Consider the following 22662-nt stretch of genomic DNA (forward strand, 5'->3'; position numbering starts at 1 on the left):
CCACGGTGACGAGACAGGAAGTAGGAGACAACATGTCCAGCTATAACATTGCACTGAATTTCGAAGACGGCGTGACGCGTTTCGTCGAATGCAAGGCGGGCGAGAAGGTTCTCGACGCCGCATTCCGCGCCAAGATCAATCTGCCGATGGATTGCTCCGACGGCGTGTGCGGAACCTGCAAGTGCCGCGCCGAAAGCGGCGCCTACGATCTCGGCGACGACTACATCGAAGACGCGCTTTCCGACGACGAAAAGGAAAGCGGTCTTGTGCTCACTTGCCAGATGGTGCCGTCGAGCGATTGCGTGATCGCGGTCCCGGCATCGTCCACCGCGTGCAAGACCGCGCAAAGCAAGTTCGCCGCGACGGTCACGAAGATCGAGCCGCATAACGACGCCGCCGTCGTGCTCGAACTGGACGTGGATGCCGCCGTGTCCGCGCCGGTTTTTCTGCCGGGCCAGTACGTGAATATCGACGTGCCGGGCAGCGGCCAGCATCGCTCGTATTCGTTCTCGTCCGCGCCGGGCGCAACGAAGATCAGCTTTCTGATCAAGAAGATTCCCGGCGGCGTCATGAGCACGTGGCTCGAATCCGCGCAGGCCGGCCACGCGGTCGAGTTGACCGGGCCGCTCGGCAGCTTCTATCTGCGCGCGGTGGAGCGTCCGTTGCTGTTCCTCGCGGGCGGCACGGGTCTCGCGCCGTTCCTCTCGATGCTCGAAGTGCTCGCGCGCACGAATTCGCAGCAGAAGATTCACCTGATCTATGGCGTGACGCGCGATCTCGATCTCGTGCAGGTCGAAGCCGTCGAAGCGTTCACGGCGAAGCTGCCGAACTTCACGTTCAGCACCGTCGTCGCCGATGCGCAGTCGGATCATCCGCGCAAGGGCTGGGTGACGCAGCATATGCCTGCAGAATCGTTGAATGACGGCGACGTCGATGTGTACTTGTGCGGCCCGCCGCCGATGGTCGATGCCGTGCGCAAGCACTTCGACGACAACGGCGTGAAGCCCAACAGCTTCCACTACGAGAAGTTCACCCCCAACGCCGCGCCGGTGACAGCATGAACGCGCAACGATTCGCAGGCAAGGTGATGGTCGTCACCGGTGCGGCGCAGGGCATCGGGCGCGGCGTGGCGTTGCGCGCGGCGGCAGAGGGCGCGAAGGTGTTATTCGTCGATCGCGCGGACTTCGTCGCTGAAGTGGCGGCCGAAGCGCATGGCGCGGATACCGCCGGCTTCGTCGCCGATATGGAAACGTATGAAGGCGCGGCATCGGCGATGGCGTTCGCGGCGCGCACGTTCGGCGGCATCGATATTCTCGTCAACGGTGTCGGCGGCGCGATCCGCATGCGTCCGTATGCCGAGTTCGAGCCCGCGCAGATCGACGCCGAAATTCGACGCTCGCTCATGCCGACGCTGTACGCGTGTCATGCGGTTTTGCCGCATATGCTGGAACGCGGCGGCGGAACCATCGTGAACGTGTCGTCGAACGCCACGCGCGGGATTCGCCGCGTGCCGTATTCGGCGGCGAAAGGCGGCGTCAACGCGATGACACAGGCGTTGGCGATGGAATACGGCGAGCGCAATATTCGCGTGGTCGCGGCAGCGCCTGGGGGAACCGAAGCGCCTGCCCGACGCGTGCCGCGCAATGCGGGCGGCGATAGCGAGCAGGAAAAAATCTGGACGGGCGAAGCGGTGAAGCAGGTCACGCAATCGACCTTCTTCAAGCGCTACGGCACGCTCGACGAGCAGGTCGCGCCGATCCTGTTCCTCGCATCGGACGAGGCGAGCTATATCACCGGCGCGGTTTTGCCCGTCGCCGGCGGCGACAACGGTTGATTTCGCGGGAGACATGCGATGAGTGAACGTCAAGCCATCGTGCCGGCGGGAATGGAAGCGGTGTACGAAAAGATTCGCTATGCGCCCGCGATCAAGGCCGGCAATACGATCTACGTGTCCGGGCAGATCGGCCGCGACGCCGCCATGCAACTGGTCGAAGAGCGCGAAGCGCAGATCGTGCAGGCCTTCGAGAATTTGAAGCTGGTGCTGGAAGCGGCGGGCGCTTCGTTGAGCGATGTCGTCGACGTGACGACTTTCCACACCGACATGCGCGATCTGCCGCTCTTCATGCAGGTGCGCGAGCGTTATCTCGACACGCATCCGCTGCCGGCATGGACCGCGATCGGCGCGCATATGCTCGGCGGCGCGGCGGGCTACATCATCGAGATCAAGGCCGTTGCCGTATTGCCTTAACCGTATCGGGCGATATCGGCATGCGCGCACTCATTCTTTCGGGGATGCCGGTTGCCGCGGCTTCTGCGGCTCCGACGGCGCGCCGCGCTGCGTCGGCGCCCTCGTGCATGCATCGGGTGGCGTGACATAAGGCAGGTCGTCGCAGCAGCACGCATAGACCGGAAAGCCGTATGCGTTCGTGCGAATGATCGTCGTCGGTCCGTGCAACGGACACACCGCTTTCATGGCGTCTCCTGAAATTCACCGGTCAGGTTTTCCATGGTACGCGCGGTGTGTCGGGGCCGTATCAATGCGACATCAGCACGGGCACGGTCATCGATTCGAGGAACGTGCGCGTCGCGCCGCCGAGCACGAGTTCGCGCAAGCGCGCATGACCGTAGCCGCCCATCACCACGAGATCCGCGCCGACATCGGCCGCGCGCGACAGCAGAACTTCTCCCGCCGATGCCTGAGTGTCGATCGCGCCCGAGACCAGCTCGACTTGCACGCCATGCCGCGCGATGCACGCGGCGATTTCGGTACCTGCATAGCGCTCGCTCGGCGCTTTGCCTGCGTGCGTGTCGAGCGTGACGATGGTCGCGCGCCCGGCCGCCTTCAGCAACGGCAACGCGTCGTGGACCGCGCGCGCCGCTTCGCGTCCGCCGTCCCACGCGATCATCGGAGACTGGCCGACGCTGGCGAAGAAGCCGGTATAGGGCATGAGCAGCACCGGACGTCCCGCCGACATGATCAGATTTTCGCGAAAGCCGTCGCCGATATACGACTCGGGATCGCCCGGATCGTCCTGACCCGCGACCACGAGATCGGCGTAACGCGCATGATGCGGCACCGCGCGATCCGCCGCCTCGTGCGGCGCGCGCCATTCGCCCGGCACGCCCGCGCGTTTCAGCTCCGCATGAAAGAGCCGTTCGAGCGCGCCGGCGCGTTCGCGGCGCATGGCGGCCTGTGTTTCGTAGTAGCCCGCGCTGCCCGCCATCACGCTGAATGCGCGCGTGGCCGGCTCGAACACGGCGTAGAGGCCGATCAGATACGCGTCGAATCGCTTGGCGAGTTGCAGCGCGGTTTCCAGACGGGGATGGGCGCGCACGCTCGTATCGAGGTGCACGAGAATCGTCTTGTAGCTCATCGATTGACTCCTCGGGTCCGCTGAGAATGGATCGGCTCCGAGTCTAAGGAAGCGTGCTCCCATCGGCTTGACTCAGATCAACGGAACGAGGCGTCGCGCGACGGTGCGCGCGGTTGATTCAAGTCAATGGCGACGACACACGCCGCGATAGAGTGAACGCGTTCATCCACGTCATGCGCCACGCAAGGAGTTCGCCGATGAAAGCACTCGTCTACCACGGCCCCGGGAACAAGTCGCTCGACGAGCGGCCGCGCCCGGCGCTCGCCGCCGCAACCGATGCGATCGTTCGCGTGACGCGCACGACCATCTGCGGCACCGATCTGCACATCCTCAAGGGCGACGTCCCGACCTGCGAGCCCGGCCGCGTGCTGGGTCACGAAGGCGTGGGCATCGTCGAGGAGGTCGGCGCGGCGGTGTCGGCATTCAAGCCGGGCGACCGCGTGCTGATTTCGTGCATCTCCTCATGCGGCAAGTGCGAGGCGTGCCGGCGCGGCATGTATTCGCATTGCGCGACGGGCGGATGGATTCTCGGCCACAAGATCGACGGCACGCAGGCGGAATATGTGCGCATCCCGCACGCCGATACGAGTCTCTATCCGATTCCGGCGGGCGTCGAGGAAGAGGCGCTCGTCATGCTCTCCGACATTCTTCCGACCGGCTTCGAGTGCGGCGTGCTCAACGGCCGCGTGCAGCCGGGCAGCACGGTGGCGATCGTCGGCGCTGGTCCGATCGGTCTCGCCGCCTTGCTCACCGCGCAGTTCTACGCGCCGGCGCAGATCGTCATGATCGATCGCGACACGCATCGGCTCGAAATCGCGCGCACGTTCGGCGCGAGCGCGTGCATCGACATCGCGCGCACGGAGGCGGTCGCCGAGATCATGCGTCTGACCGATGGCGCAGGCGTCGATTGCGCGGTGGAGGCGGTCGGCGTTCCGGCGACCTTCGAGCTGTGTCAGCAGATCGTCGCGGCGGGCGGAACCATCGCGAACGTCGGCGTGCATGGCGTGAAGGCCGATCTGCATCTCGAATCGCTGTGGGATCGCAACATCAGCATCACGACGCGTCTGGTCGATACGGTCAGTACGCCGATGCTGCTCAAGACCGTGCGCGCGGGCCGGCTGCAGCCGGAGCAACTCATCACGCACCGCTTCACGCTCGCGCGCGCGCTCGATGCCTACGACACCTTCGGCCGGGCGGCAGAAACGCATGCGCTGAAGGTCATCATCGAAATGACATGACGACGGAAGCCTCGATCATGCCGAAAGTGCTCGTGGTGTGTTATTCGCGCTCGGGCAGGACGCGCGCGCTCGGCGAGGCGCTCGCCGCGCGCCTGCATGCCGACTTCGAGGAGATCACGGAGCCGCACGGACGGCCTGGTCCGGTCGGCGTGCTCCGCGCACTCGCTGACACGGTGCTGCGCTGTGAGGTGCGCATCTCGCCCTCGCAGAAGGACGTCGCGGCTTACGATGTGGTCGTGATCGGCACGCCGGTCTGGGCGGGCACGCTCAGTGCGCCAGTGCGCGCGTGGCTCGCGACGAACCGGCGCAAGCTGCGGCACGTCGCGTTCTTCTGCACGCGCAACTTGCGTCGCGAGAGCCAGGTCTTCGCGGACATGGCGCGGCTCACGGGCAAGCAGCCGGTCGCATGCTGCACGCTCGCCGCTCACGTGCGCGCGGAGGACGAGCGGCGAGTCGTCGATGTCTTCGTGGAACGCATCGAACGCAAGCTCGTGCGTATCGACAACCTGAAGTGGGCGGCCTGAGCGGGAAACCGTGCGGGCCGGGAAACGATGTACCGCAAAATTCTGGTTGCGCTCGATGGCAGCGAGTGCTCGCAACGCGCGCTCGACGAAGCGATTCGCATCGGCGCGCGCGCGCGGGTGATGGTCGTTTTGGTGATTGACGTCGCCGCGCTTTCGTCGTACCCGGCGCAGTATCGCGTGAAGGTGCGCGAGGAAGGCGGGCACGCGCTGGATATCGCCTATGCGCGCGTGCTCGACGCGGGCATCGAATGCGAAACGGAACTCGCCGAGACGCTCAACGTAACCGACACGATTGCGAAATGCCTGCAGCGCCGCGCGGTGCATATGCCCGCCGATCTCGTCGTGATGGGCACGCACGGGCGCAGCGGATTGCGCAGGCTTGCGCTCGGCAGCGTCGCGGAAGCGTTCGTCAGACGCTCGACGTGTCCGGTGCTGCTCACGCGCGCGTCGAAAAGAAGCGTCGAAAAAAGCGCGTGATGCTCCCCGCACGCGCGGTGGCCTGACAGGAGATCAATCACATGGGCCTCGGAATGCAGATCGCCTACCTCGGCTTCACGGGATCGAGCGCGATCGAGCGGGAAGCGGGCGTCGAACTCGTGCGGCTCGCGGGCGTCGCGACGGATATCGTCGATTGCAGGCTCACGATCAAGGCGTCGCTCGACCGCGCGGGACACACCGTTTTCGACGCGCAACTGGTGCTCCTCACGCGCGACTTCCAGCAAGTCATGGTGCAACGCGGCACGGACGCCGACGTAAGCGTGGCGCTCCATCACACATTCGACGATGCCTTTGAACTCCTGCGCGGGCGGGGCGCGCCAGAAGCGTATTGATCCAGATCAATACGCACGGCGCATAGATGGCTAAGACTTAGGGGATATGTGCTGCGCGTCGGCTCACCCCGTATCTACGCTCCACGAGGTATCGGCATGATCGTCACGTTTCCGAGTCACCCGCCCGTCTATCAGGGCGATGTCCCTTCGCTCACGTTCGCCGCCGTCGCCGATGGCGAGCCGATCGCATGCACCATTTCCGCCGAGGCGCTGGAAGACCACTTCGGCGCGGCGTCATGGCGGGAGGAAGATCTGCAGCAGGCTTTCGAGAGCCATCGCTCGTCGATCGAAGGCGCGGCCGAACATGTGCTGAGCCGTGTCGGCGGTACGTCGGTCATGCTGCGCAGCGGCTTTTTCCGCTTCCGCGAGGCGCGCGCTCAGACTTCTTCGAGCCGCGCCTGATCGAGAATCCGCACTTCCTTGCCGCGCGCGTCGATCACGCCGGCCTTTTGCAGCCGCGAAAACATGCGGCTGACCGTTTCGATCTTCAGCCCGAGATAGCTGCCTATTTCTTCGCGCGTCATGCGCAGCACGAATTGCGCCGGCGAATAGCCGCGCGCCTTCATGCGCGTCGAGAGATTGAGCAGGAAGGCCGCGACGCGCTGCTCCGCCGTCATCGTGCCGAGCAGCATCATGAGGCCGGACTCGCGCACGATTTCACCGCACATCACGCGATGTATGTGATGCTGGACCGCCTTCACTTCGCGGCACAGTAATTCGAGCAGATCGAACGGAATGATGCACACGACGCTGTCTTCGAGCGCGATCGCATCGCACGCGTGCCGGTCGGCGCTCACGCCGTCGAGCCCGAGGGCATCGCCCGCCAGATGAAAGCCCGTGACCTGTTCGTGTCCTTCGCGGTGCATGACGACGGTCTTGAAGCAGCCGCTGCGCACCGCGTAGAGACTCTGGAACGGATCGCCGCAACGGAATAGCGTTTCGCCGCGCCGCACGACCCGCGTCGTGCAGATGATCGCGTCGAGGCGCTCGTATTCGATCGGCGACAAGCCGGACGGCATGCAGATGCGCTGCATCGAACATGTCGAGCAGCGTGTGCTCTTGCGCTTCACGCCGGCCTGCATCGTGGAACGCTCTGCGCTCGCGGAATCCATGCTCGCCTCCTGTCGGAACGGATCGCGCATCGACGCGCAATCCTGCATGTCACGCATCGCATTATTGGCCGGGCCGCTTCGAAAAACTATCGGCGCAGGCGGATCGTGCTGTAGGCCTTCGGGAAGTCGTGTAGGGGAATGCCGACACGCGCCGCTTCGACGCTCAGGCGCTGTCGTCTTCGAAGAGTTGATGGCGCACGGCATAGCGCACGAGCGCGGCTTCGTGCGGCATCTGCATCTTTTCGAGGATGCGCGCCTTGTAGGTGCTGATGGTCTTCGCGCTCACGCACAGCGCCTCGCCGATCTCGCTCACGGACTCGCCCGCGCACAGCCGCCGGAACACCTCGAATTCGCGGTTCGACAAACGCTGATGCGGCAGCGCGTCCGCCGGCTCGATGAGGCTTTGCGCGAAACGCTCGGCCATCGCGAGGCTCACGTAGGCGCCGCCCGACGCGACCTTGGCGACCGCCGCGACCAGTTCCGCGCTCGCGCTTTCCTTCGTGAGATACCCCGACGCGCCCGCCTTGAACGCGCGCGCGGCATATTGCTGCTCGGCGTGCATGGTGAGCACGAGAATGCGCAGCGCGGGCTTTTCGTCCTTGATTTGCTTGAGCAGGTCGACGCCGCTGCGCCCGGGCATCGAGAGATCGAGCACGAGCACGTCGGCCGGCGTTGCGCGCACGAGCGCGAGCGTGCCCGGCCCGTCGCCCGCAACGCCCGCGACCTCGAAGCCGTGCGCGTTCGCGAGGATATGGCGCAGGCCGTCGCGCACGAGTGCGTGGTCATCGGCGATCAGGACTTTCGTCGTCATGAATGCGATTCCTTTTGCCTGACCGATTCGCGCGGCAACACGACGGTCAGGACGAAGCCGTTCTCCGGGACTGCATCGATTTGAACGCGCCCGCCGAGACTGCCCGCGCGCTCGCGCACACCGATGAGACCGAAAGCCTGGCCGGTCGGCGCGCTCAGGGCGCGCGCGCCGATGCCATTATCGGCGACGCGCAGCACGCAGTTCTGCCGGTCGGCGACGAGCGACAGGCGCACGCGCGTGGCGTCGGCGTGCAGCGCGACATTCGAGAGCGCTTCCTCGATGATACGAAACGCCGCGGTCGCCGCGTCCGCGCTGAAGGTCAGATCGCCGGTTTCGAGATTGCGTTCCACGTCGATGCCATAACGCTGCATGAAATCGTCGACGAGCCATTCGATGGCCGCGAGCAGGCCGAGATCGTCGAGCATCGCGGGACGCTGATGCGCCGCGATGCGCCTGAGCGACGCGATCGTGTCGTCGATCAGCCGGCGCATGCGCTCGGTCTGCGTGGCGACGTCGTGACTGAGCACCGCGCGCGCGGTGAACTCCGTCTCCAGAACGGCCAGATCCATCTTGAGCGCGCTCAGCGCCTGTCCCAGATTCTCGTGCAACTCGCGCGCGACGCGGCTTTTCTCGCGTTCGTGCACGCGCTGCAGATTGACCGAGAGCCCGCGCAGTTCCTCGCGCGAACGCTCGACACGCGCGGCGAGACGCCGTTCATGCGCGGCGCGCGCGCTCGTCACGAAAACGAGGCAGGCGAGCAACAGCGCGTTCATCGCGCAACCCGCGAGCAGAAGGGCGCGCTCGCGCGCATCGAATGCGCAGTCCGCCGACAGACTTCGCACGAAGCCCCACCACAACGCGAGCACGGCCGCCGCGCCGAGCACGGCGAGCGCCGCCGGGCCGAACGTGCCGCTTGCCGGATCGACGTGGCGGCCGCGATTCATGTGAGGGTTCAGACGTTCGGTTCTTTCGCGTCGCGGCCCGGCACCAGCAAAACGGGACAACGCGACAGACGCACGAAACCTTCGGCGACGCTGCCCAGCACGAGACGCCGCCATCCGCGCCGTCCGTGCGTGCCCATGACGACGAGATCGGCGCCGAAATCGTCCGCGCAGTGACGAATGCGCTGGGGAATGTCGTCGCCGAGATAATCGACTTCGCAGACGCGCGGCGTGCCTTCGATACCCGCTTGCGTCATGCGCTCCGCGGCCACTGTCGCGAGCCGCCGGCCTTCTTCGAGCAACGCGTCGCGCAGGCCCGGATAGAACGCGCTCGTGGCGTCGTAGGAAACCGGCTGCATGTCGACGACGAAAAGCGGCTGGATCTGCGCCGCGTTCGCGCCTGCGATCTCGATCGCCTCGTCGAGCGCGTGCAGGGAAGTCAGGCTGCCGTCGATCGGCACGAGAATGCGTTTGTACATGACGACCTCATGATCCGGTGTGATGACGCGTCGCGGGCGTGCGAATCGAGTCTACGGATGGCCGACGCGAAGCGGTTGACTCAAATCAAGGAACCGGCGACGCCGTGGGATCGTCGTCGGCGACGCCCTTCAGCGGAATGTCCACGGCAATGCGAAAGCCCGCGCCCGGCGCGCTGCGAAACTCGATCGCGCCGCCCAACTGCCGCACGCGCTCGCCCATTCCGAGCAGGCCGAACGTGCCCGCCGCGCGCCCACGCCTGATGTCCGCGCCGCAGCCGTCGTCCTCGATCGTCAATGTGCAGCGCGACGATGCGCGCACGATCGCGATGCGCACTTCGCTCGCCCGCGCATGGCGCACGACGTTCGTGAGCGCTTCCTGCACCAGCCGGAAGAGCGAGGTGGACGCGGTCGTGTCGATTCCGGCTTCGTCGCCTTCGATATCCAGATGGATCGTCAGATCGTAGCGTCGGCGATAGTCGCAGACGAGCCAGTCGATCGCGGCGAACAGCCCGAGGTCGTCGAGCACGGGCGGGCGCAGGCCTGCCGCGATGCGCCGCAGCGAGCCGATGATCGTGTCGATCTGCGTGAGCGCCTGCTGCGCGAAACGCGCGTTCTGTGGAGTGGTGTCGAGCAAGGACACTTGCATTTTCAGCGCCGCGAGCTGCTGGCCGAGATCGTCGTGCAACTCGCGCGCAATCGAAGCGCGTTCGTTTTCCAGCGCCGTCTGCACGTGCGCCGAGAGTTCGCGGGCATGTTGCAGTTCCGCGAGCCGCAAGCGGTCGGTCATGTCGCGCGTGACCTTGGCGAAGCCGATCGGATTGCCCTGCTCATCGTGCAGCGCGGTGATGACGACGTTCGCCCAGAAGCGGCTGCCATCTTTCCGGATGCGCCAGCCTTCGTCCTCGACGCGCCCCGCGCGCGCCGCCGTCGCGAGGGTGTGCTGAGGCTTGCCCGCCGCGATATCGTCAGGCGGATAGAAGACGGAAAAATGACGCCCGACGATCTCGCCCGCGTCATAGCCCTTGATTCGTCGCGCGCCGTTGTTCCATGTCGCGACGTGGCCGTTTGCGTCGAGCAGAAAGATCGCGTAGTCCTCGACCGCTTCCACCAGCAGACGGAAAGCGGCGTCCGTCAGCAGCGAGGGCGGCGGCGCGGCGCGCGTGTTGTCGGGTTCGGTCGCGGACGAATTCGTCATCGTTGCAATGGGCAGGCGCGCATGCAACGTTCGACGCGTTGCAGCGCTATTGTCTGGTCAACTGGAAAGGCGGCAAGGGCAATTCGTCACCGTCGATGAAGGCGGTCGCGCAGCGAACCGCGAAACCGAGCGCGCCGTCCTTGCTTGCGAACGCGCCGAGATTGCCGAGCGAGGTGGCGTGACCGTCCTCTTCGAGAATCGACGCGGTTGCGACGAACGCGTTGCCCACACGGGTGACGGAGGGCTTAAAAGCCGCTCCCCGATGATAGATGATCATAGGTTTGACTGGTCGGGATGATCGAAAGGCGCGCGCCGCATGGATCGCGCGGCGTGCTAGCGAATGCGCGCGCTGGCGGACCGGCGCGGGTTCTGCGCTGACTGTCGATAATCGATCTCGGCCATGCCGTAAGCAAACGCGTAGCGCACGGCGCCCGTCGCGCTTGCAAATTCGCCGAGCATGCCGCTCGAACGGCGCGTGCCGTCCGGATCTCGCACGATGAGCATGGCCGCATATTTGTCCTGTTCGGGGACGGCCTTCGCGCTCAGTACGTGCCCTTTGTAGATCACGTCGTCGGGTAGGTTCATTGCTCTCTCAGGTTCCATGTTTTATGGCGAGGCAATTCTGACGTTTGCCTTCATTCCGTAAGCTGTAAGCCTAACCGTTCATTTTTTGTCGTCTAATTCGATTTAATTTTTTTTACGTTTCTTGAGCGAGCGCTTAAGTCAGACGAAGCGGGCGCGTATCAAGTCGCGCTTTTGCGCATCGCATCGAGGAACTTTGAAACCGACTTGGACGCGACGACGAACATCGCGCCGGAGAGTCCCGTGTCGGATCGCATCAACAGTTCCGTTACGAAGAGCGTCGCGAGCGCGACGAGCGGGTGGCACATCATCTGAGTGGTCAAGCGTTTCATCTGCGTCTCACCTAGAAAACCACGGATTCCGGGCAAGACCTCAAGAGCAATGCCGATACGAATCGGGTCCCGTCCTGAGTCGTACTGTGCCCGTCACCCGGGCTGGCAGTCCTGCTCAGGCGTCGGCGCTTCCTGCCCGATCGTCCGTGTTTTTTTCGGCGGTTCCTGTATTCATCAGACGCGTACATAAAGTCGACCGACCGTTCCGCCAAATCCTAGCGTTCAACCGACCATTGCTCCCCTTGTTAAGCCGCCGCAGACAATAATCGCCACTGCACCGGGGCCGGCCCCTCCTGAATCGGAGAACCACAGATGAAAGGGCATTTATCGGTTGGCGTGATCGCAATTGCTATTGCAGCAATCATCGGTGGATGCAGCGGAGGAAGCTCCAGCTCCGATCCGTCCGCGACATCCGGCGGCGCATCGTCGGCATCCGGTCCCGCGGCGGCGTCGAGCCCATCGGCGGCGTCGGGCGCTTCGGCGGCATCGGGCGCTTCGCCGGCATCGTCCCCAGGCGGCGCGAGCGCGCCCGCGACTGCAAACCCCGCGTCCGGCGCAAGCTCTCCGACGACGAGCACGCCGTCCGCATCGAGTCCGATGGACGTCACCACGTATCACAACGACATCCGCCGCACCGCGCAGCAATTGGCCGAGACCCGGCTCACGCTCGCCAACGTGAACGCATCGACATTCGGCAAGCTCGGCTTCTATTCCGTCGATGGCGCCGTGGATGCCCAGCCGCTCTTTCTCGCGAACGTGCCGGTCGCGGGCGGCACGCATAACGTGCTGTACGTCGCGACCGAGAAAGCCAGCGTCTATGCCTTCGATGCCGACACCGGCGCCGTGCTCTGGCACGTCTCGACGCTCGGCGCGGGCGAGGTTCCGAGCGACGATCACGGTTGCGACCAGACCACGCCGACCATCGGCATCACGGCGACGCCGGTCATTGATCGCGCGCGCGGGCCGAATGGCGCGATGTATGTCGTCGGCATGTCGAAGGACAGCGGCGGCGCGTATCACCAGCGCCTTCACGCGATCGACATCGCGACGGGCGGCGAGCTATTCGGCGGCCCGGCGGAAATCACAGGTTCCTATCCCGGCACCGGATCGGGCAGCGTGAACGGCGTCGTGCCGTTCACGCCGGGCCAGTACATCGAGCGCGCGTCGCTGCTGCTGCTGAACGGCGTCGTTTATACGGCGTGGAGTTCGCATTGCGACGCCTTGCCGTACACCGGCTGGCTCATCGGCTACAGCGCGGACACGCTCAAGCAGACGGGCATCGTCAACGTCACGCCGAACGGCGAGATGGGCGGCATCTGGATGGGCGGCGCGGGTCTCGCATCGGACGGCACGTCGATCTATTTCCTCGACGGCAACGGCACCTTCGACGCGACCATCAACGCGCAGGAAATGCCCATCAGGAACGACTTCGGCAACGGCTTCCTCAAGGTCACGCCGGGCCCGACGCTGGCGCTCCAGGTGAACGATTACTTCGAGCCGTCGAACACCGTGGTGGAGTCGAGCCAGGATCTGGACCTCGGCTCGGGCGGCGTGCTGGTCCTGCCCGATGTCACCGACATCAACGGTAACGTGCAGCATCTCGCGATAGGCGGCGGCAAGACGCGCGTGCTCTACGTCGTGAACCGCGACTCGATGGGCAAGTTCGATTCGAACGCCGACCACATCTATCAGCCGCTCTATTCGACGATCACAGGCCCCGTGTTCACCGCGCCCGCGTTCTACAACAACACGATCTATATCGGGCCGGCGGGCGATCATCTGAAGGCGCTGCCGGTCGTGAACGCGATGGTGGCGACGAGCGCGTCGAGCCAGACGACGAGTCCGGCGGGCAACTGGAATTTTCCGGGCCTCGCGCCGGTCATCTCGGCGAACGGCAACACGAACGGCATCGTGTGGGGCGTGGAGAACACCACGCCCGTGGCCGTGCTGCATGCCTACAACGCGGGCAATCTCGCGAACGAGCTTTACAACAGCAATCAGGCTGGCACGCGCGATCAGTTCGGCAATAACAAGTTCATCTCGCCGACGATCGCGAACGGCAAGGTCTACGTGGGCACGAAGACGGGCGTGATGGTGTTCGGTCTGCTCGGCGGCTGATGCGCGAGGGGTCGAGCTTGCGCGATATATGATCGCGTTACCTCGACCCGTGGAGCGTTCTCATGCAACTCACCCCTCTTCTCGTTCCGACTTTCGTGCAGACGTTGAAGAGTCTGTCGGCGTGGCTCGACAAAGCCGCCGCGTATCAAAACGGGAAGGGCGCGAACGCCGACGCGCTCATGACCTTGCGCCTCGCGCCCGATATGTTTGCGCTTGCCGCGCAAGTGCGCTTCGTGTGCTTTCAGGCGCAAGAGCCGGTGTATCGGCTGCGCGCGGAAGAGTTGCCACAGACGTTGCGGCGCGTGCGCGAGGAAGGGGCGCATTCGAATGAAGCGCCGGGCTCTTTCGCCGATGCGCAGGCGTGCATCGGCGCGGCGATCGCGCTGCTTTCAGGCCTCGCGCCCGATGCGCTCGACGCCGGAAGCGGTGCGCCGATCGCGCTCGATCTGCCCAACGGCATCGTGTTCGACATGACCGGCGAGCAATACGCGCGCGACTGGTGTTTGCCGCAGTTCTATTTCCACGCCGTGACCGCCTACGCGATTCTGCGCAATCACGGCGTGCCGCTCGGCAAGCCGGATTACGTGTCGCATATGTTCGCGTATATCCGGCCCGGCACGCTGCCGCAGGGCTGAAGCGTCAGGGCAACGTTACGCGTTCGACATCACGCCGCGCTTGTCGTCGGCACGTTCTTCGTTGCCGTGACGCAGGCGCGTGCTGCACACCGCCGCGATCAGCAGCGCGACCGCGAGACACACGAGCCCGTTCATCGCGCGGCCGGTCGTCTGCTCGATGATGCCCATCACCGTCGGTCCGACGAAGCCGCCCAGAAGACCGCACGAATTGACGAGGCCGAGGCCGCCCGCGAGCGCGCTGCCCGAAAGCCGCGACTGCGGGAACGTGAAGATGATCGACTGCACGACGAAGAACATCAGCGCCGAGAGGCACACACCGAGCAGGCCGATCACGGGCGACGACCATGCCGCGATCAGCATGCCCGTCGCCATGATGACGAGGCCGGCGATCAGAATGCGGCGGCTCTTCGAGGAATCGCTCGCGAAACGCGGCAGCGTGGCCGCGCCGATCGCGGCGGCGACCCAGGGCGTCGCGCTGAGCAGACCGATCATGAGCGGCGAGAAATGTCCCGACTTGCCGATGATGCCCGGCAGGAAAAAGATCACCGTGTAGATCGTCAGTTGATGGCAGAAGTACACGAGGATCGCGAGCCACACCTGACGATCGCCGATGACGCTGCGCAACACGCCCGCGCCCGTGCCATGCCCGCTGCCTTGCGCGTCCTGTTCGGCGGCGAGGCGGCGCTCCAGCGCGAGCGCTTCATCGCGTGAAAGCCACGGCGCGCTCGTCGGACGATCGGGCAGCATCTTCCAGACGACGAACGCGAGCAGGATCGCGGGCACGCCTTCGATCACGAAGAGCCATTGCCAGCCGTGAAATCCAAGCGCGCCGTCGAGTTCGAGCAGCGCGCCGCCGAGCGGCCCGCCGACGATGTTCGCCACGCACACGCCGAGCAGGAAGTATCCGGTGGCGCGGGCGCGTTCCTCACGGCCGAACCAGTACGTGAGATAGAGCAGCACGCCGGGAAAGAGTCCCGCTTCCGCCGCGCCGAGCAAAAGACGCATCACGTAGAACGACGTCTCGCCGGAGACGAAAGCCATCGCGACCGACAGCGCGCCCCACGTCACCATGATCCGCGTGATCCAGAAGCGCGCGCCGACCCGGTGCATGATCAGGTTGCTAGGAATCTCGAAGGCCGCGTAGGTCAGGAAGAACAGACCCGCGCCGAGTCCATACGCGGCGGCGGAAATGCCGAGATCGATGCTCATGGAATGCTTCGCGAGCGCGATATTCGTGCGATCGAGAAAGCTGATCACATAGACGATCACCAGCAAGGGCATCAGCTTGCGCAGCAGCAGGCTGTTGAGCGACGTGCGCTGCGCGACGCTCGTCGTGTCGGGCTTGTTCAAGATATGTCTCCGTAGTCGTTGTATTTCTGGTGGCGCGATGGCGCGATAACGCGATGGCGATCAGAAGTTCACGTTGTCGCCGCCTTTAAGCGCCAGCATCTGGCGCGCTTCGGCGGGCGTCGCGACTTCGAGCGACAGACCTTCGATCACTTGACGGATCTTCTTCACCTGCGCCGCGCTCGATTCGGCGAGCTGGCCCGGTGCGATCCACAGCGAATCTTCGAGACCCACGCGCACGTTCGAACCTTGCGCAACGCCGATCGAGCCGAGCGGAATCTGATTGCGGCCCGCGCCGAGAATCGACCACACATAGTCGTTGCCGAAGAGACGATCCGCGGTGCGCTTCATGTGCGCGAGATCTTCGGGATGCGCGCCGATGCCGCCCAGCAAACCGAACACGCTCTGCACGAAAAACGGTCCCTTGACGAGCCCGCGATCGACGAAATGCGCGAGGTTATACAGATGCGAAATGTCGTAGCACTCGAACTCGAAGCGCGTGCCGTTGGCCGAGCACGAGCTCAGGATGTATTCGATATCCGCGAACGTATTCTTGAACACGAGATCGCGGCTCTTTTCCAGATGCTGGCGTTCCCAGTCGTGCTTCAGATCCTTGAAGCGGTCGAGCATCGGATAAAGGCCGAAGTTCATCGAGCCCATGTTCAGCGACGCCACTTCCGGCTGAAAGTGATGCGCGGGCTTCAGGCGTTCCGCTACCGTCATATGCGGGCTGCCGCCCGTCGTCAGATTGATGACCGCGTCCGTTTCCGACTTGAGGCGCGGCAAAAAGCGCTGAAAGACAGCGGGGTCTTGCGTCGGGCGTCCGTCTTCGGCATCGCGCGCATGCAGATGCAGAATCGCGGCGCCTTCCTTTGCGGCCGCGAGCGCGGCTTCGGCGATCTGATCGGGCGTGACCGGCAGATACGACGACATCGACGGCGTATGGATGGCGCCCGTCGGCGCGCACGTGATGATGACCTTGCGTTTCGTTGCCATGTTTTCTTCTTTCCTCAAAGTGTTTCGACGTTGCCGCAGACGGAGAGCGCCTGACCCGAAATCGCGCTGCCGGCGGGCGAACTGAGATACAGCACGCTCGCGGCGACTTCCTCTTGCGTGACCATGCGGCGCAGCGAAATCTTCGCGAGATACTGCTTTTCCATTTCTTCGTAGCCGATGCCGAGTTGCTTCGCGCGCGCGGCGATCACGCCTTCCATGCGCGGTCCCTTGACGATGCCCGGCTGCACCGCGTTCACGCGGATGTTGTCGGGGCCGAGCTCGATCGCGAGACTCTTCGCGAGACCGACGACGGCCCACTTCGTCGCGGAATAGGGCGTGCGAAAGCCGTATCCGAGACGTCCCGCCACCGACGACATGAACACGATCACGCCGCCGTCCTGCGCCTCGCGCAACATCGGCACGGCTTCGCGCGAGAAGTAGTACTGGCTGTTCAGATTCACGTCGATGGTCTTTTCCCAGGCGTCGGAATCGATCGTGTCGATGCCGCCCGTCGGTCCCGCGATGCCCGCGTTGTTGATCAGCACGTCGAGTCCGCCGAGTTCGCGCTTCACGTCGACGAATACGCGCTTCACGTCGTCCTGATTCGCGACGTCGGCACGCGTGCCGGTGATCGACGGCGAAACGGTCGATACCGCATCGATGGCTTTCGGATCGACATCGCAGACATGCACGCGCGCGCCCGTCGATACGAACGCTTTCGCGATCACGAGCCCGATGCCCGATGCACCGCCCGTGATGAGCACGCGCAAACCGGCGCGCGGCGTGAGCAGTTTCATGAAATCCATCGTTCGACTCCTTTCTGGTTATGTGTTGCGAGGACGTGCGCGGTCCTCGCTCAAGCGATTAGTCATACTGATCGTTGTGTCAGAAGGCACACGCTGCGTGCCTTCTCCTGTTTTAACTTTGCGCGTGACGCCGCGCGTGCGTTTCCTGCGCGCGCAGATGCGCTTCGAGATCGCGCGCCGCGTCGCGAATGTCCGTCGCGATGCCTTCGCGCGCGGCTGCGCCGTCGTGCTTCCACAGCGCATCGATAATTTGCCGGTGCGCCTGCATCGACACGCGCATGTGCGCCACGTCGGGCGCGACCATGTTCAGGAACGGACCGATGCGCATCCACATGTTCTGGATCGTCGCGAGCGTCATCTCGCTTGCACCGTGCCGGTAGATGCTCGTGTGGAACGCGAAGTTGCAGCGCAGATAGGCGCGCGCATCGTCGGCTTCGACGTGGGCATCCATTTCATCGAAGATGCGCTGCACGGCGGCGACGTCGTCGTTCGTCATGCGCGCGGCCGCGCGTTCGGCGACGCAGCCTTCCAGCGCAATGCGCACGTCGCGCAACTCTTCGAGCAGATCGAGCGTCATCGGCGGGACCATGAGGCCGCGCGACGGGCCATCGACGAGCGCGCCTTCCGCGCGCAGACGCGTGAGCGCCGCGCGCACGGGCATGGTCGACAGGCCGACCGCTTCAGCGACGCCGCGCAAACTCAACGGCTGACCGGCGGCGAAACTGCCGCTCATGATCGCCTCGCGGAGTTGCTGATAAACCTTGGTCGCCATCGTTTCGGTGGCGATGACTTCGAGTTGCGGAATAGGTTGCGCTGCGGATCGGGGTGCCACGGGTATGTCCTTGCTGATCTTTGATCTGTGATCACAGTTTGATTTCCGCATCGATTTAAGTCAATGCGAAGGGCCTAAGGGATAACCCGCGCCCAGTCGATTCAGGCCGAATGCGCGCGACTTCGGCACAATGCTTGCGAAAGCCAGAACCACGACAATTGCGCCATGCGACCCACCGACCCGAACGTTTCCCCCGCCCTCGAATGCCGCCGCCTCACGAAGACTTACGGCAGCGGCCGCATCGTGCTCGACGCGCTCGACTTCGCGCTCGGCGCGGGCGAGTTCGTCGCGATCATGGGCGACTCGGGCGTCGGCAAATCAACCTTGCTCAATCTGATCGCGGGCCTCGATAACGCCGACAGCGGCGAAGTGCTGATCGACGGCGCATCGATCTCCACGCTGTCCGACGATGCAGCCACGCGCCTGCGCCGGCAAAAGCTCGGCTTCGTGTTCCAGGCGTTTCACGTTCTGCCGCATCTGACGCTTTATCAGAACGTCGCGGTGCCGCTGCTTCTGAACGGCATGCCGCCCGCGCCAGCGCTCGACATGCTCGCGGCGGTCGGCCTTGACGGACGCGGCGACGACATGCCGCGCCAGCTTTCCGGCGGCGAGTTGCAGCGCGTGGCGATTGCGCGGGCGCTGGTGCATCGGCCGCGCCTGCTTCTCGCCGATGAGCCCACCGGCAATCTCGATCCGCAGACCGCGCACGAAGTGCTCGCATTGCTGCGCGCCGAAACCAAGGCGACGCGCGCCGCCACCGTCATGGTCACGCATTCGGAAGCGGCGGCCGCGTTCGCGGATCGCGTCGTGATTCTGAGCGACGGCGCATTGCACGCGGCGACGCTCGCAAAATGAGCGATACGGCCGTTACACGCGCGGGTTTCGACACGCTCACGCGCTGGCTGCTCGGCGCGCAATGGCGTAGTCATCGCGGCCGCGCGATCGTCGCGATGCTGACGATCGCGCTCGGCGTCGGACTCGGTTACGCGGTGCAGTTGATCAACGGCGCGGCGTTCAACGAGTTTTCCGCCGCCGCGCGCAGTCTTTCGGGGCAAGCGGATCTGCAAGTGCGCGGCGCACAGCCTTTCATCGACGAGAACGTTTATCCGCGGCTCGCGATGCATGCGGGCGTTGCCGTCGCGAGTCCGGTGCTCGAACTCGACGTCGCCGTTCCAGGCAAGAACGCGCCGCTCAAGGTGCTCGGCATCGATGTGTTTCGCGCGAAGCGTATCGCGCCGGATCTGACTGGCGTGCCGTCGTCGGATGCATCGCTCGATGTGTTGGCCGGCGATGCGATCTTTCTTTCAGCCGCCGCGAGTGAGTGGCTCGGCGCGCGCGACGGCGGACACGTCGAACTGCAAAGCGGCACGTCGCCGGTAGCGCTGCGCGTGGCGGGCGGCGTCGCGCGCACGCGTCCCGGTCAGCGCATCGCCGTGATGGATGTCGCCGCCGTGCAGAACCGCTTCGGCATGACGGGCAAGCTCTCGCGCGTCGATCTGCAACTCGCGCGCGGCGTCGATCGCGATGCGTTCCGGCAGACGCTGCAACGCGAACTCGGCGCGCGGCTCGTCGTGACCGCGACACAGGACATCGAAAGCCGCACGGATCGCCTGTCGCGCGCGTATCGCATCAACATGAACGTGCTTGCGCTCGTCGCGCTTTTCACGGGCGCGTTTCTCGTGTTCTCGACGCAGGCCGCGGGTGTCGTGCGCCGCCGCGCGCAATTCGCGACGCTGCGCGTGCTCGGCATGACGCGCGCGTCGCTCGTGCGGCAGATCATGCTCGAAGGCGCGTTGCTCGGCGTCGTGGGCGGCGTGCTCGGCATCGCGCTCGGCTTCACGGTCGCGGCGCTCGCGTTGCGCTTTTTCGGCAGCGATCTCGGCGGCGGATATTTTCCGGGCGTCGAGCCGCGCGTCGTGTTCGAGCCGGTCGCGAGCGCGATCTTTCTGGCGCTGGGCATCGGCGTAGCGCTCGCGGGCACGCTCGTTCCCGCGCTCGAAGCGGCGCGCGCGCGGCCCGCGCCCGCGTTGAAGGCGGGCAGCGAAGAGGCCGCGCTCACGCCGCTCGGCACGCCGTGGCCCGCGCTCGCGTGCCTTTGCGTCGGGGCGGCGCTGACGCAGGTGCCGCCCGTCTTCGATGCGCCCATCGGCGGATATATGGCCGTCGCGCTGCTGCTCGTCGGCGGGATCGCGTTGATGCCGCGCGTCACGGCAATCGTGTTCCGCCGCGCGATGAAACCGCGCAACGCCGTCGCGACGCTCGCGCTCGCGCGTCTCGCGAATGCGCCCGGGCAGGCGTCGATCGCAATGGGCGGCGTGCTGTCCAGCTTCACGCTGATCGTCGCGATGGCGATCATGGTGACGAGCTTTCGCGTGTCCGTGGAGGACTGGCTCGCGCATCTGCTGTCGGCGGACCTTTATGTGCGCATGGCGTCGAGCGGCGACACCGGCGGCTTGCGGCCCGATCAGCAGATGCGCATCGCCGCGCTCGACGGCGTCGCGCACGCGGCGTTCACGCGCGCGTCGAAACTGACGCTCGATCCCGCGAAGCCGCCCGTCGCATTGATCGCGCGCGAACTCGACGCCGCCGATCCCGGCGCGACCTTGCAGATGACCGGCGAAGTCTCGCCGCCTTCCGCGTGGCGCGAAGGCGAGACGCCCGTCTGGGCTTCGGAGGCGATGGCCGATCTGTACGGCTATCGCGTGGGCGAGCGCGTGAGCTTGCCGCTCGGCGGGGCGGGCGAGCGCTTCGTCGTCGCGGGGATATGGCGCGACTACGTGCGGCAGACGGGCGCGCTGCAAATGCGTATCGCGGACTATCGGCGGCTCACCGGCGACACGACCGCGACCGATATCGCCATTACGTTGCGCGCGGGTTCGGGCGCGGCGCAGGTCATCGACGGGATCAAAACGCTGCCCTTCGGCGACACGCTCGAATTCTCGCTACCCGGCGAGATTCGCGCGCGCACGCTGACCATCTTCGATCGCAGCTTCGCCGTGACGTATTTGCTGGAAGCGGTGGCGATCGTGATCGGGCTGTTCGGCGTCGGCGCGACGTTCTCGATGCAGACGCTCGCGCGTTCGCGTGAATTCGGCATGTTGCGCCACGTCGGCGTCACGCGCGCGCAGATTCTCGCGTTGCTCGCGTCTGAAGCGGGATGGCTCACGCTGCTCGGCATCGCGATGGGCTGCGTGCTCGGCTTCGCGATCAGCCTGATTCTCGTGTTCGTCGTGAATCCGCAGTCGTTTCACTGGAGCATGTCGCTGCACGTTCCGTGGGCGATGATCGCGGTCATCGCGTGCGTGATGATGGTGTCGTCGTGCGCGACGGCGGTGCTCTCGGGAAGGCGCGCCGTTTCCGTCGATGCGGTGCGCGCCGTGCGGGAAGACTGGTGATGCGCGCGCTGCTTCTTGCGTTGCTGCTTTGGTCGATGAGCGCGTTCGCCGACGAGCCCGCGTTCGCGCCCGTCGTGCCCGGCCGCGCGATCGAGTGGCCGGCGGATAGCGGCGCGCATCCGCCGTATCGCACGGAATGGTGGTACGCGACCGGCTGGCTCGACACGCCGGATCATCGGCCGCTCGGCTTTCAGATCACGTTCTTTCGCTCGAATACCGGGAAGCAGGCGGGCGCGAGCGCGTTCGATCCCTCGCAGTTGATCATCGCGCATGCGGCGCTGTCCGATCCCGAGTACGGGCGGCTCGTGCACGATCAGAACGTCGCGCGGCAGGGCTTCGGCCTGGCATACGCAAAGCCAGGCAACACCGACGTCAAGCTCGACGCATGGCGCATGACGCGCGCGGCGGACGGCAGCTATGCGGTCGTCGCGGACGCGGCTGGCTTCGCGCTTCATCTCACCTTCACGCCGACCCAGCCGCCGATGATCCAGGGCGATCGGGGCTATTCGCAGAAGGGTCCGTCGCCGGAGCAGGCGAGCTATTACTACAGCGAGCCGCAACTGAAGGTGACGGGCAGCGTGGTGCGGCCGTCGGCGTCCGGGAAGGCGAACGCGAGCGTCGAAGTGACGGGCCGCGCGTGGCTCGATCACGAATGGTCCAGCACGTTGTTGTCATCCGATGCGGCGGGTTGGGACTGGCTCGGCGCGAATCTCGACGACGGCGCCGCGCTGATGGCGTTCAAGGTCCGCGCCCGCGACGGTCACGCGGTCTGGGCGCACGCCGCGCTGCGCGAGCGCGACGGCCGCACGCGGCAATTCGGCCCGGGCGAAGTGGAATTCGCGCCCGAACGCGAATGGCGCTCGCCGCGCACGAACACGGTTTATCCGGTGGCGATGAACGTGCGCGTCGGCGGGATGCACTGGCGCTTGAGTCCGCTCATCGACGATCAGGAACTCGACTCGCGCGATTCGACCGGGGCGCTTTATTGGGAAGGCGCGGTGACGTTGGACGGCGACGGCGGAAAAGGGCGCGGCTATCTTGAACTAACGGGCTATGCGAAGGCGATCGCGATAGAGAAGCGCTGAGTTTGCGTTAGCCGTCAGCCAGCCCACGCT

28 protein-coding genes are annotated in these 22662 nt (G+C 65.3%); 13 read left to right on the top strand and 15 right to left on the bottom strand.

The genetic code is table 11. The features are described from left to right. The first annotated feature begins 32 nt into the window (after window positions 1-32). From benC to AWB82_RS15335, 3 genes are read left to right on the top strand one after another with little or no spacing between them, the layout of a single operon-like run. Window positions 33-1061 (top strand): benzoate 1,2-dioxygenase electron transfer component BenC, encoded by a 1029-nt coding sequence (gene benC, locus AWB82_RS15325; protein WP_086968502.1) that lies wholly within the window; start codon window positions 33-35, stop codon window positions 1059-1061. After that, a complete protein-coding gene (gene benD / locus AWB82_RS15330; protein ID WP_086968504.1) occupies window positions 1058-1834 on the top strand; it encodes a benzoate diol dehydrogenase BenD in 777 nt (258 codons plus the stop codon). Before benC ends, benD begins: the two co-directional genes overlap by 4 nt. Before the next feature lie 18 nt (window positions 1835-1852). Next, window positions 1853-2248: a RidA family protein gene (locus AWB82_RS15335; protein WP_086968507.1), complete on the top strand. Its 396-nt coding sequence runs from the start codon at window positions 1853-1855 to the stop codon at window positions 2246-2248. Between the two features lie 30 nt (window positions 2249-2278). Here the strand turns inward: AWB82_RS15335 and AWB82_RS15340 are convergent, their stop codons facing one another. Next, a complete protein-coding gene (locus tag AWB82_RS15340) occupies window positions 2279-2473 on the bottom strand; it encodes a hypothetical protein (RefSeq protein ID WP_086968510.1) in 195 nt (64 codons plus the stop codon). 61 nt (window positions 2474-2534) lie between these two features. Beyond that, window positions 2535-3374: a universal stress protein gene (locus tag AWB82_RS15345; RefSeq protein ID WP_086968513.1), complete on the bottom strand. Its 840-nt coding sequence runs from the start codon at window positions 3372-3374 to the stop codon at window positions 2535-2537. Window positions 3375-3571: 197 nt separating this feature from the next. Here AWB82_RS15345 and AWB82_RS15350 point away from each other — a divergent pair, with 197 nt between their 5' ends. The 5 genes from AWB82_RS15350 to AWB82_RS15370 all read left to right on the top strand — a co-directional run bounded on the left by AWB82_RS15350 (window position 3572) and on the right by AWB82_RS15370 (window position 6368). Then, window positions 3572-4612, top strand: coding sequence for a zinc-dependent alcohol dehydrogenase family protein (locus AWB82_RS15350; protein ID WP_086968516.1), 1041 nt, complete (start codon window positions 3572-3574; stop codon window positions 4610-4612). Next, the gene (locus AWB82_RS15355) at window positions 4609-5136 is read left to right on the top strand and encodes a flavodoxin family protein (RefSeq protein WP_235023306.1); all 528 of its coding nucleotides are present in this window, start codon (window positions 4609-4611) and stop codon (window positions 5134-5136) included. Before AWB82_RS15350 ends, AWB82_RS15355 begins: the two co-directional genes overlap by 4 nt. 27 nt (window positions 5137-5163) lie before the next feature. Then, a complete protein-coding gene (locus AWB82_RS15360) occupies window positions 5164-5613 on the top strand; it encodes a universal stress protein (protein WP_086968517.1) in 450 nt (149 codons plus the stop codon). 41 nt (window positions 5614-5654) lie between these two features. After that, on the top strand, window positions 5655-5966 hold the full coding sequence (locus tag AWB82_RS38325) for a hypothetical protein (RefSeq protein ID WP_235023307.1): 312 nt from the start codon (window positions 5655-5657) through the stop codon (window positions 5964-5966). A gap of 96 nt (window positions 5967-6062) precedes the next feature. Then, on the top strand, window positions 6063-6368 hold the full coding sequence (locus AWB82_RS15370) for a DUF1488 family protein (protein WP_086968520.1): 306 nt from the start codon (window positions 6063-6065) through the stop codon (window positions 6366-6368). On the opposite strand, the gene fnr is transcribed toward AWB82_RS15370, so the two are convergent. The 9 genes from fnr to AWB82_RS38330 all read right to left on the bottom strand — a co-directional run bounded on the left by fnr (window position 6344) and on the right by AWB82_RS38330 (window position 12026). Further along, on the bottom strand, window positions 6344-7078 hold the full coding sequence (gene fnr / locus AWB82_RS15375; protein ID WP_235023308.1) for a fumarate/nitrate reduction transcriptional regulator Fnr: 735 nt from the start codon (window positions 7076-7078) through the stop codon (window positions 6344-6346). The genes AWB82_RS15370 and fnr overlap by 25 nt on opposite strands. A 163-nt stretch (window positions 7079-7241) precedes the next feature. After that, complete coding sequence (locus AWB82_RS15380) at window positions 7242-7889, bottom strand: response regulator (RefSeq protein WP_086968524.1); 648 nt, start codon at window positions 7887-7889, stop codon at window positions 7242-7244. After that, window positions 7886-8833, bottom strand: coding sequence for a sensor histidine kinase (locus AWB82_RS15385; RefSeq protein ID WP_235023309.1), 948 nt, complete (start codon window positions 8831-8833; stop codon window positions 7886-7888). Before AWB82_RS15385 ends, AWB82_RS15380 begins: the two co-directional genes overlap by 4 nt. Window positions 8834-8841: 8 nt before the next feature. Beyond that, complete coding sequence (locus tag AWB82_RS15390) at window positions 8842-9309, bottom strand: universal stress protein (protein ID WP_086968529.1); 468 nt, start codon at window positions 9307-9309, stop codon at window positions 8842-8844. A gap of 85 nt (window positions 9310-9394) precedes the next feature. Continuing rightward, the gene (locus tag AWB82_RS15395) at window positions 9395-10504 is read right to left on the bottom strand and encodes a PAS domain-containing sensor histidine kinase (RefSeq protein ID WP_235023310.1); all 1110 of its coding nucleotides are present in this window, start codon (window positions 10502-10504) and stop codon (window positions 9395-9397) included. A gap of 46 nt (window positions 10505-10550) precedes the next feature. Next, window positions 10551-10781 carry a hypothetical protein gene (locus AWB82_RS15400; RefSeq protein ID WP_086968534.1) on the bottom strand — a complete coding sequence of 77 codons (231 nt, stop codon included), beginning with the start codon at window positions 10779-10781 and terminating at the stop codon, window positions 10551-10553. A gap of 56 nt (window positions 10782-10837) precedes the next feature. After that, a complete protein-coding gene (locus AWB82_RS15405) occupies window positions 10838-11089 on the bottom strand; it encodes a hypothetical protein (RefSeq protein ID WP_086968537.1) in 252 nt (83 codons plus the stop codon). 158 nt (window positions 11090-11247) lie between these two features. Next, on the bottom strand, window positions 11248-11418 hold the full coding sequence (locus tag AWB82_RS37650) for a hypothetical protein (RefSeq protein WP_159462589.1): 171 nt from the start codon (window positions 11416-11418) through the stop codon (window positions 11248-11250). Window positions 11419-11663: 245 nt separating this feature from the next. Continuing rightward, window positions 11664-12026, bottom strand: coding sequence for a hypothetical protein (locus AWB82_RS38330; RefSeq protein WP_235023311.1), 363 nt, complete (start codon window positions 12024-12026; stop codon window positions 11664-11666). Here AWB82_RS38330 and AWB82_RS15410 point away from each other — a divergent pair. Together AWB82_RS15410 and AWB82_RS15415 are read left to right on the top strand one after the other, a co-directional pair. Further along, window positions 12016-13536, top strand: coding sequence for a pyrrolo-quinoline quinone (locus AWB82_RS15410; protein ID WP_235023312.1), 1521 nt, complete (start codon window positions 12016-12018; stop codon window positions 13534-13536). The two genes, AWB82_RS38330 and AWB82_RS15410, sit on opposite strands and share 11 nt — an antisense overlap. Window positions 13537-13598: 62 nt before the next feature. After that, a complete protein-coding gene (locus AWB82_RS15415; RefSeq protein WP_086968542.1) occupies window positions 13599-14171 on the top strand; it encodes a DUF1993 domain-containing protein in 573 nt (190 codons plus the stop codon). 15 nt (window positions 14172-14186) lie between these two features. Here the strand turns inward: AWB82_RS15415 and AWB82_RS15420 are convergent, their stop codons facing one another. From AWB82_RS15420 to AWB82_RS15435, 4 genes are all read right to left on the bottom strand, one after another. Then, window positions 14187-15521, bottom strand: coding sequence for an MFS transporter (locus tag AWB82_RS15420; RefSeq protein WP_086968545.1), 1335 nt, complete (start codon window positions 15519-15521; stop codon window positions 14187-14189). 60 nt (window positions 15522-15581) lie between these two features. Further along, entirely contained in the window at window positions 15582-16514 is a 933-nt protein-coding gene (locus AWB82_RS15425; protein WP_086968548.1) for a BKACE family enzyme, read from the bottom strand. Window positions 16515-16528: 14 nt separating this feature from the next. Then, complete coding sequence (locus tag AWB82_RS15430) at window positions 16529-17320, bottom strand: SDR family oxidoreductase (protein WP_086968551.1); 792 nt, start codon at window positions 17318-17320, stop codon at window positions 16529-16531. A 112-nt stretch (window positions 17321-17432) separates the two neighbouring features. Next, a complete protein-coding gene (locus AWB82_RS15435) occupies window positions 17433-18152 on the bottom strand; it encodes a GntR family transcriptional regulator (RefSeq protein WP_086968553.1) in 720 nt (239 codons plus the stop codon). Window positions 18153-18317: 165 nt separating this feature from the next. Between AWB82_RS15435 and AWB82_RS15440 the strand changes: the two genes are divergently transcribed. From AWB82_RS15440 to AWB82_RS15450, 3 genes are read left to right on the top strand one after another with little or no spacing between them, the layout of a single operon-like run. Beyond that, window positions 18318-19007, top strand: a complete 690-nt coding sequence (locus AWB82_RS15440) for an ABC transporter ATP-binding protein (RefSeq protein ID WP_086968556.1) — start codon at window positions 18318-18320, stop codon at window positions 19005-19007. Beyond that, complete coding sequence (locus AWB82_RS15445) at window positions 19004-21547, top strand: FtsX-like permease family protein (protein WP_086968558.1); 2544 nt, start codon at window positions 19004-19006, stop codon at window positions 21545-21547. The genes AWB82_RS15440 and AWB82_RS15445 overlap by 4 nt, the downstream gene beginning before the upstream one ends. Beyond that, window positions 21547-22632 carry a lipocalin-like domain-containing protein gene (locus AWB82_RS15450; protein WP_086968561.1) on the top strand — a complete coding sequence of 362 codons (1086 nt, stop codon included), beginning with the start codon at window positions 21547-21549 and terminating at the stop codon, window positions 22630-22632. The genes AWB82_RS15445 and AWB82_RS15450 overlap by 1 nt, the downstream gene beginning before the upstream one ends. Window positions 22633-22662 lie beyond the last annotated feature (30 nt).

The sequence above is a fragment of the Caballeronia glebae genome, assembly GCF_001545035.1.
GTDB lineage: Bacteria > Pseudomonadota > Gammaproteobacteria > Burkholderiales > Burkholderiaceae > Caballeronia > Caballeronia glebae.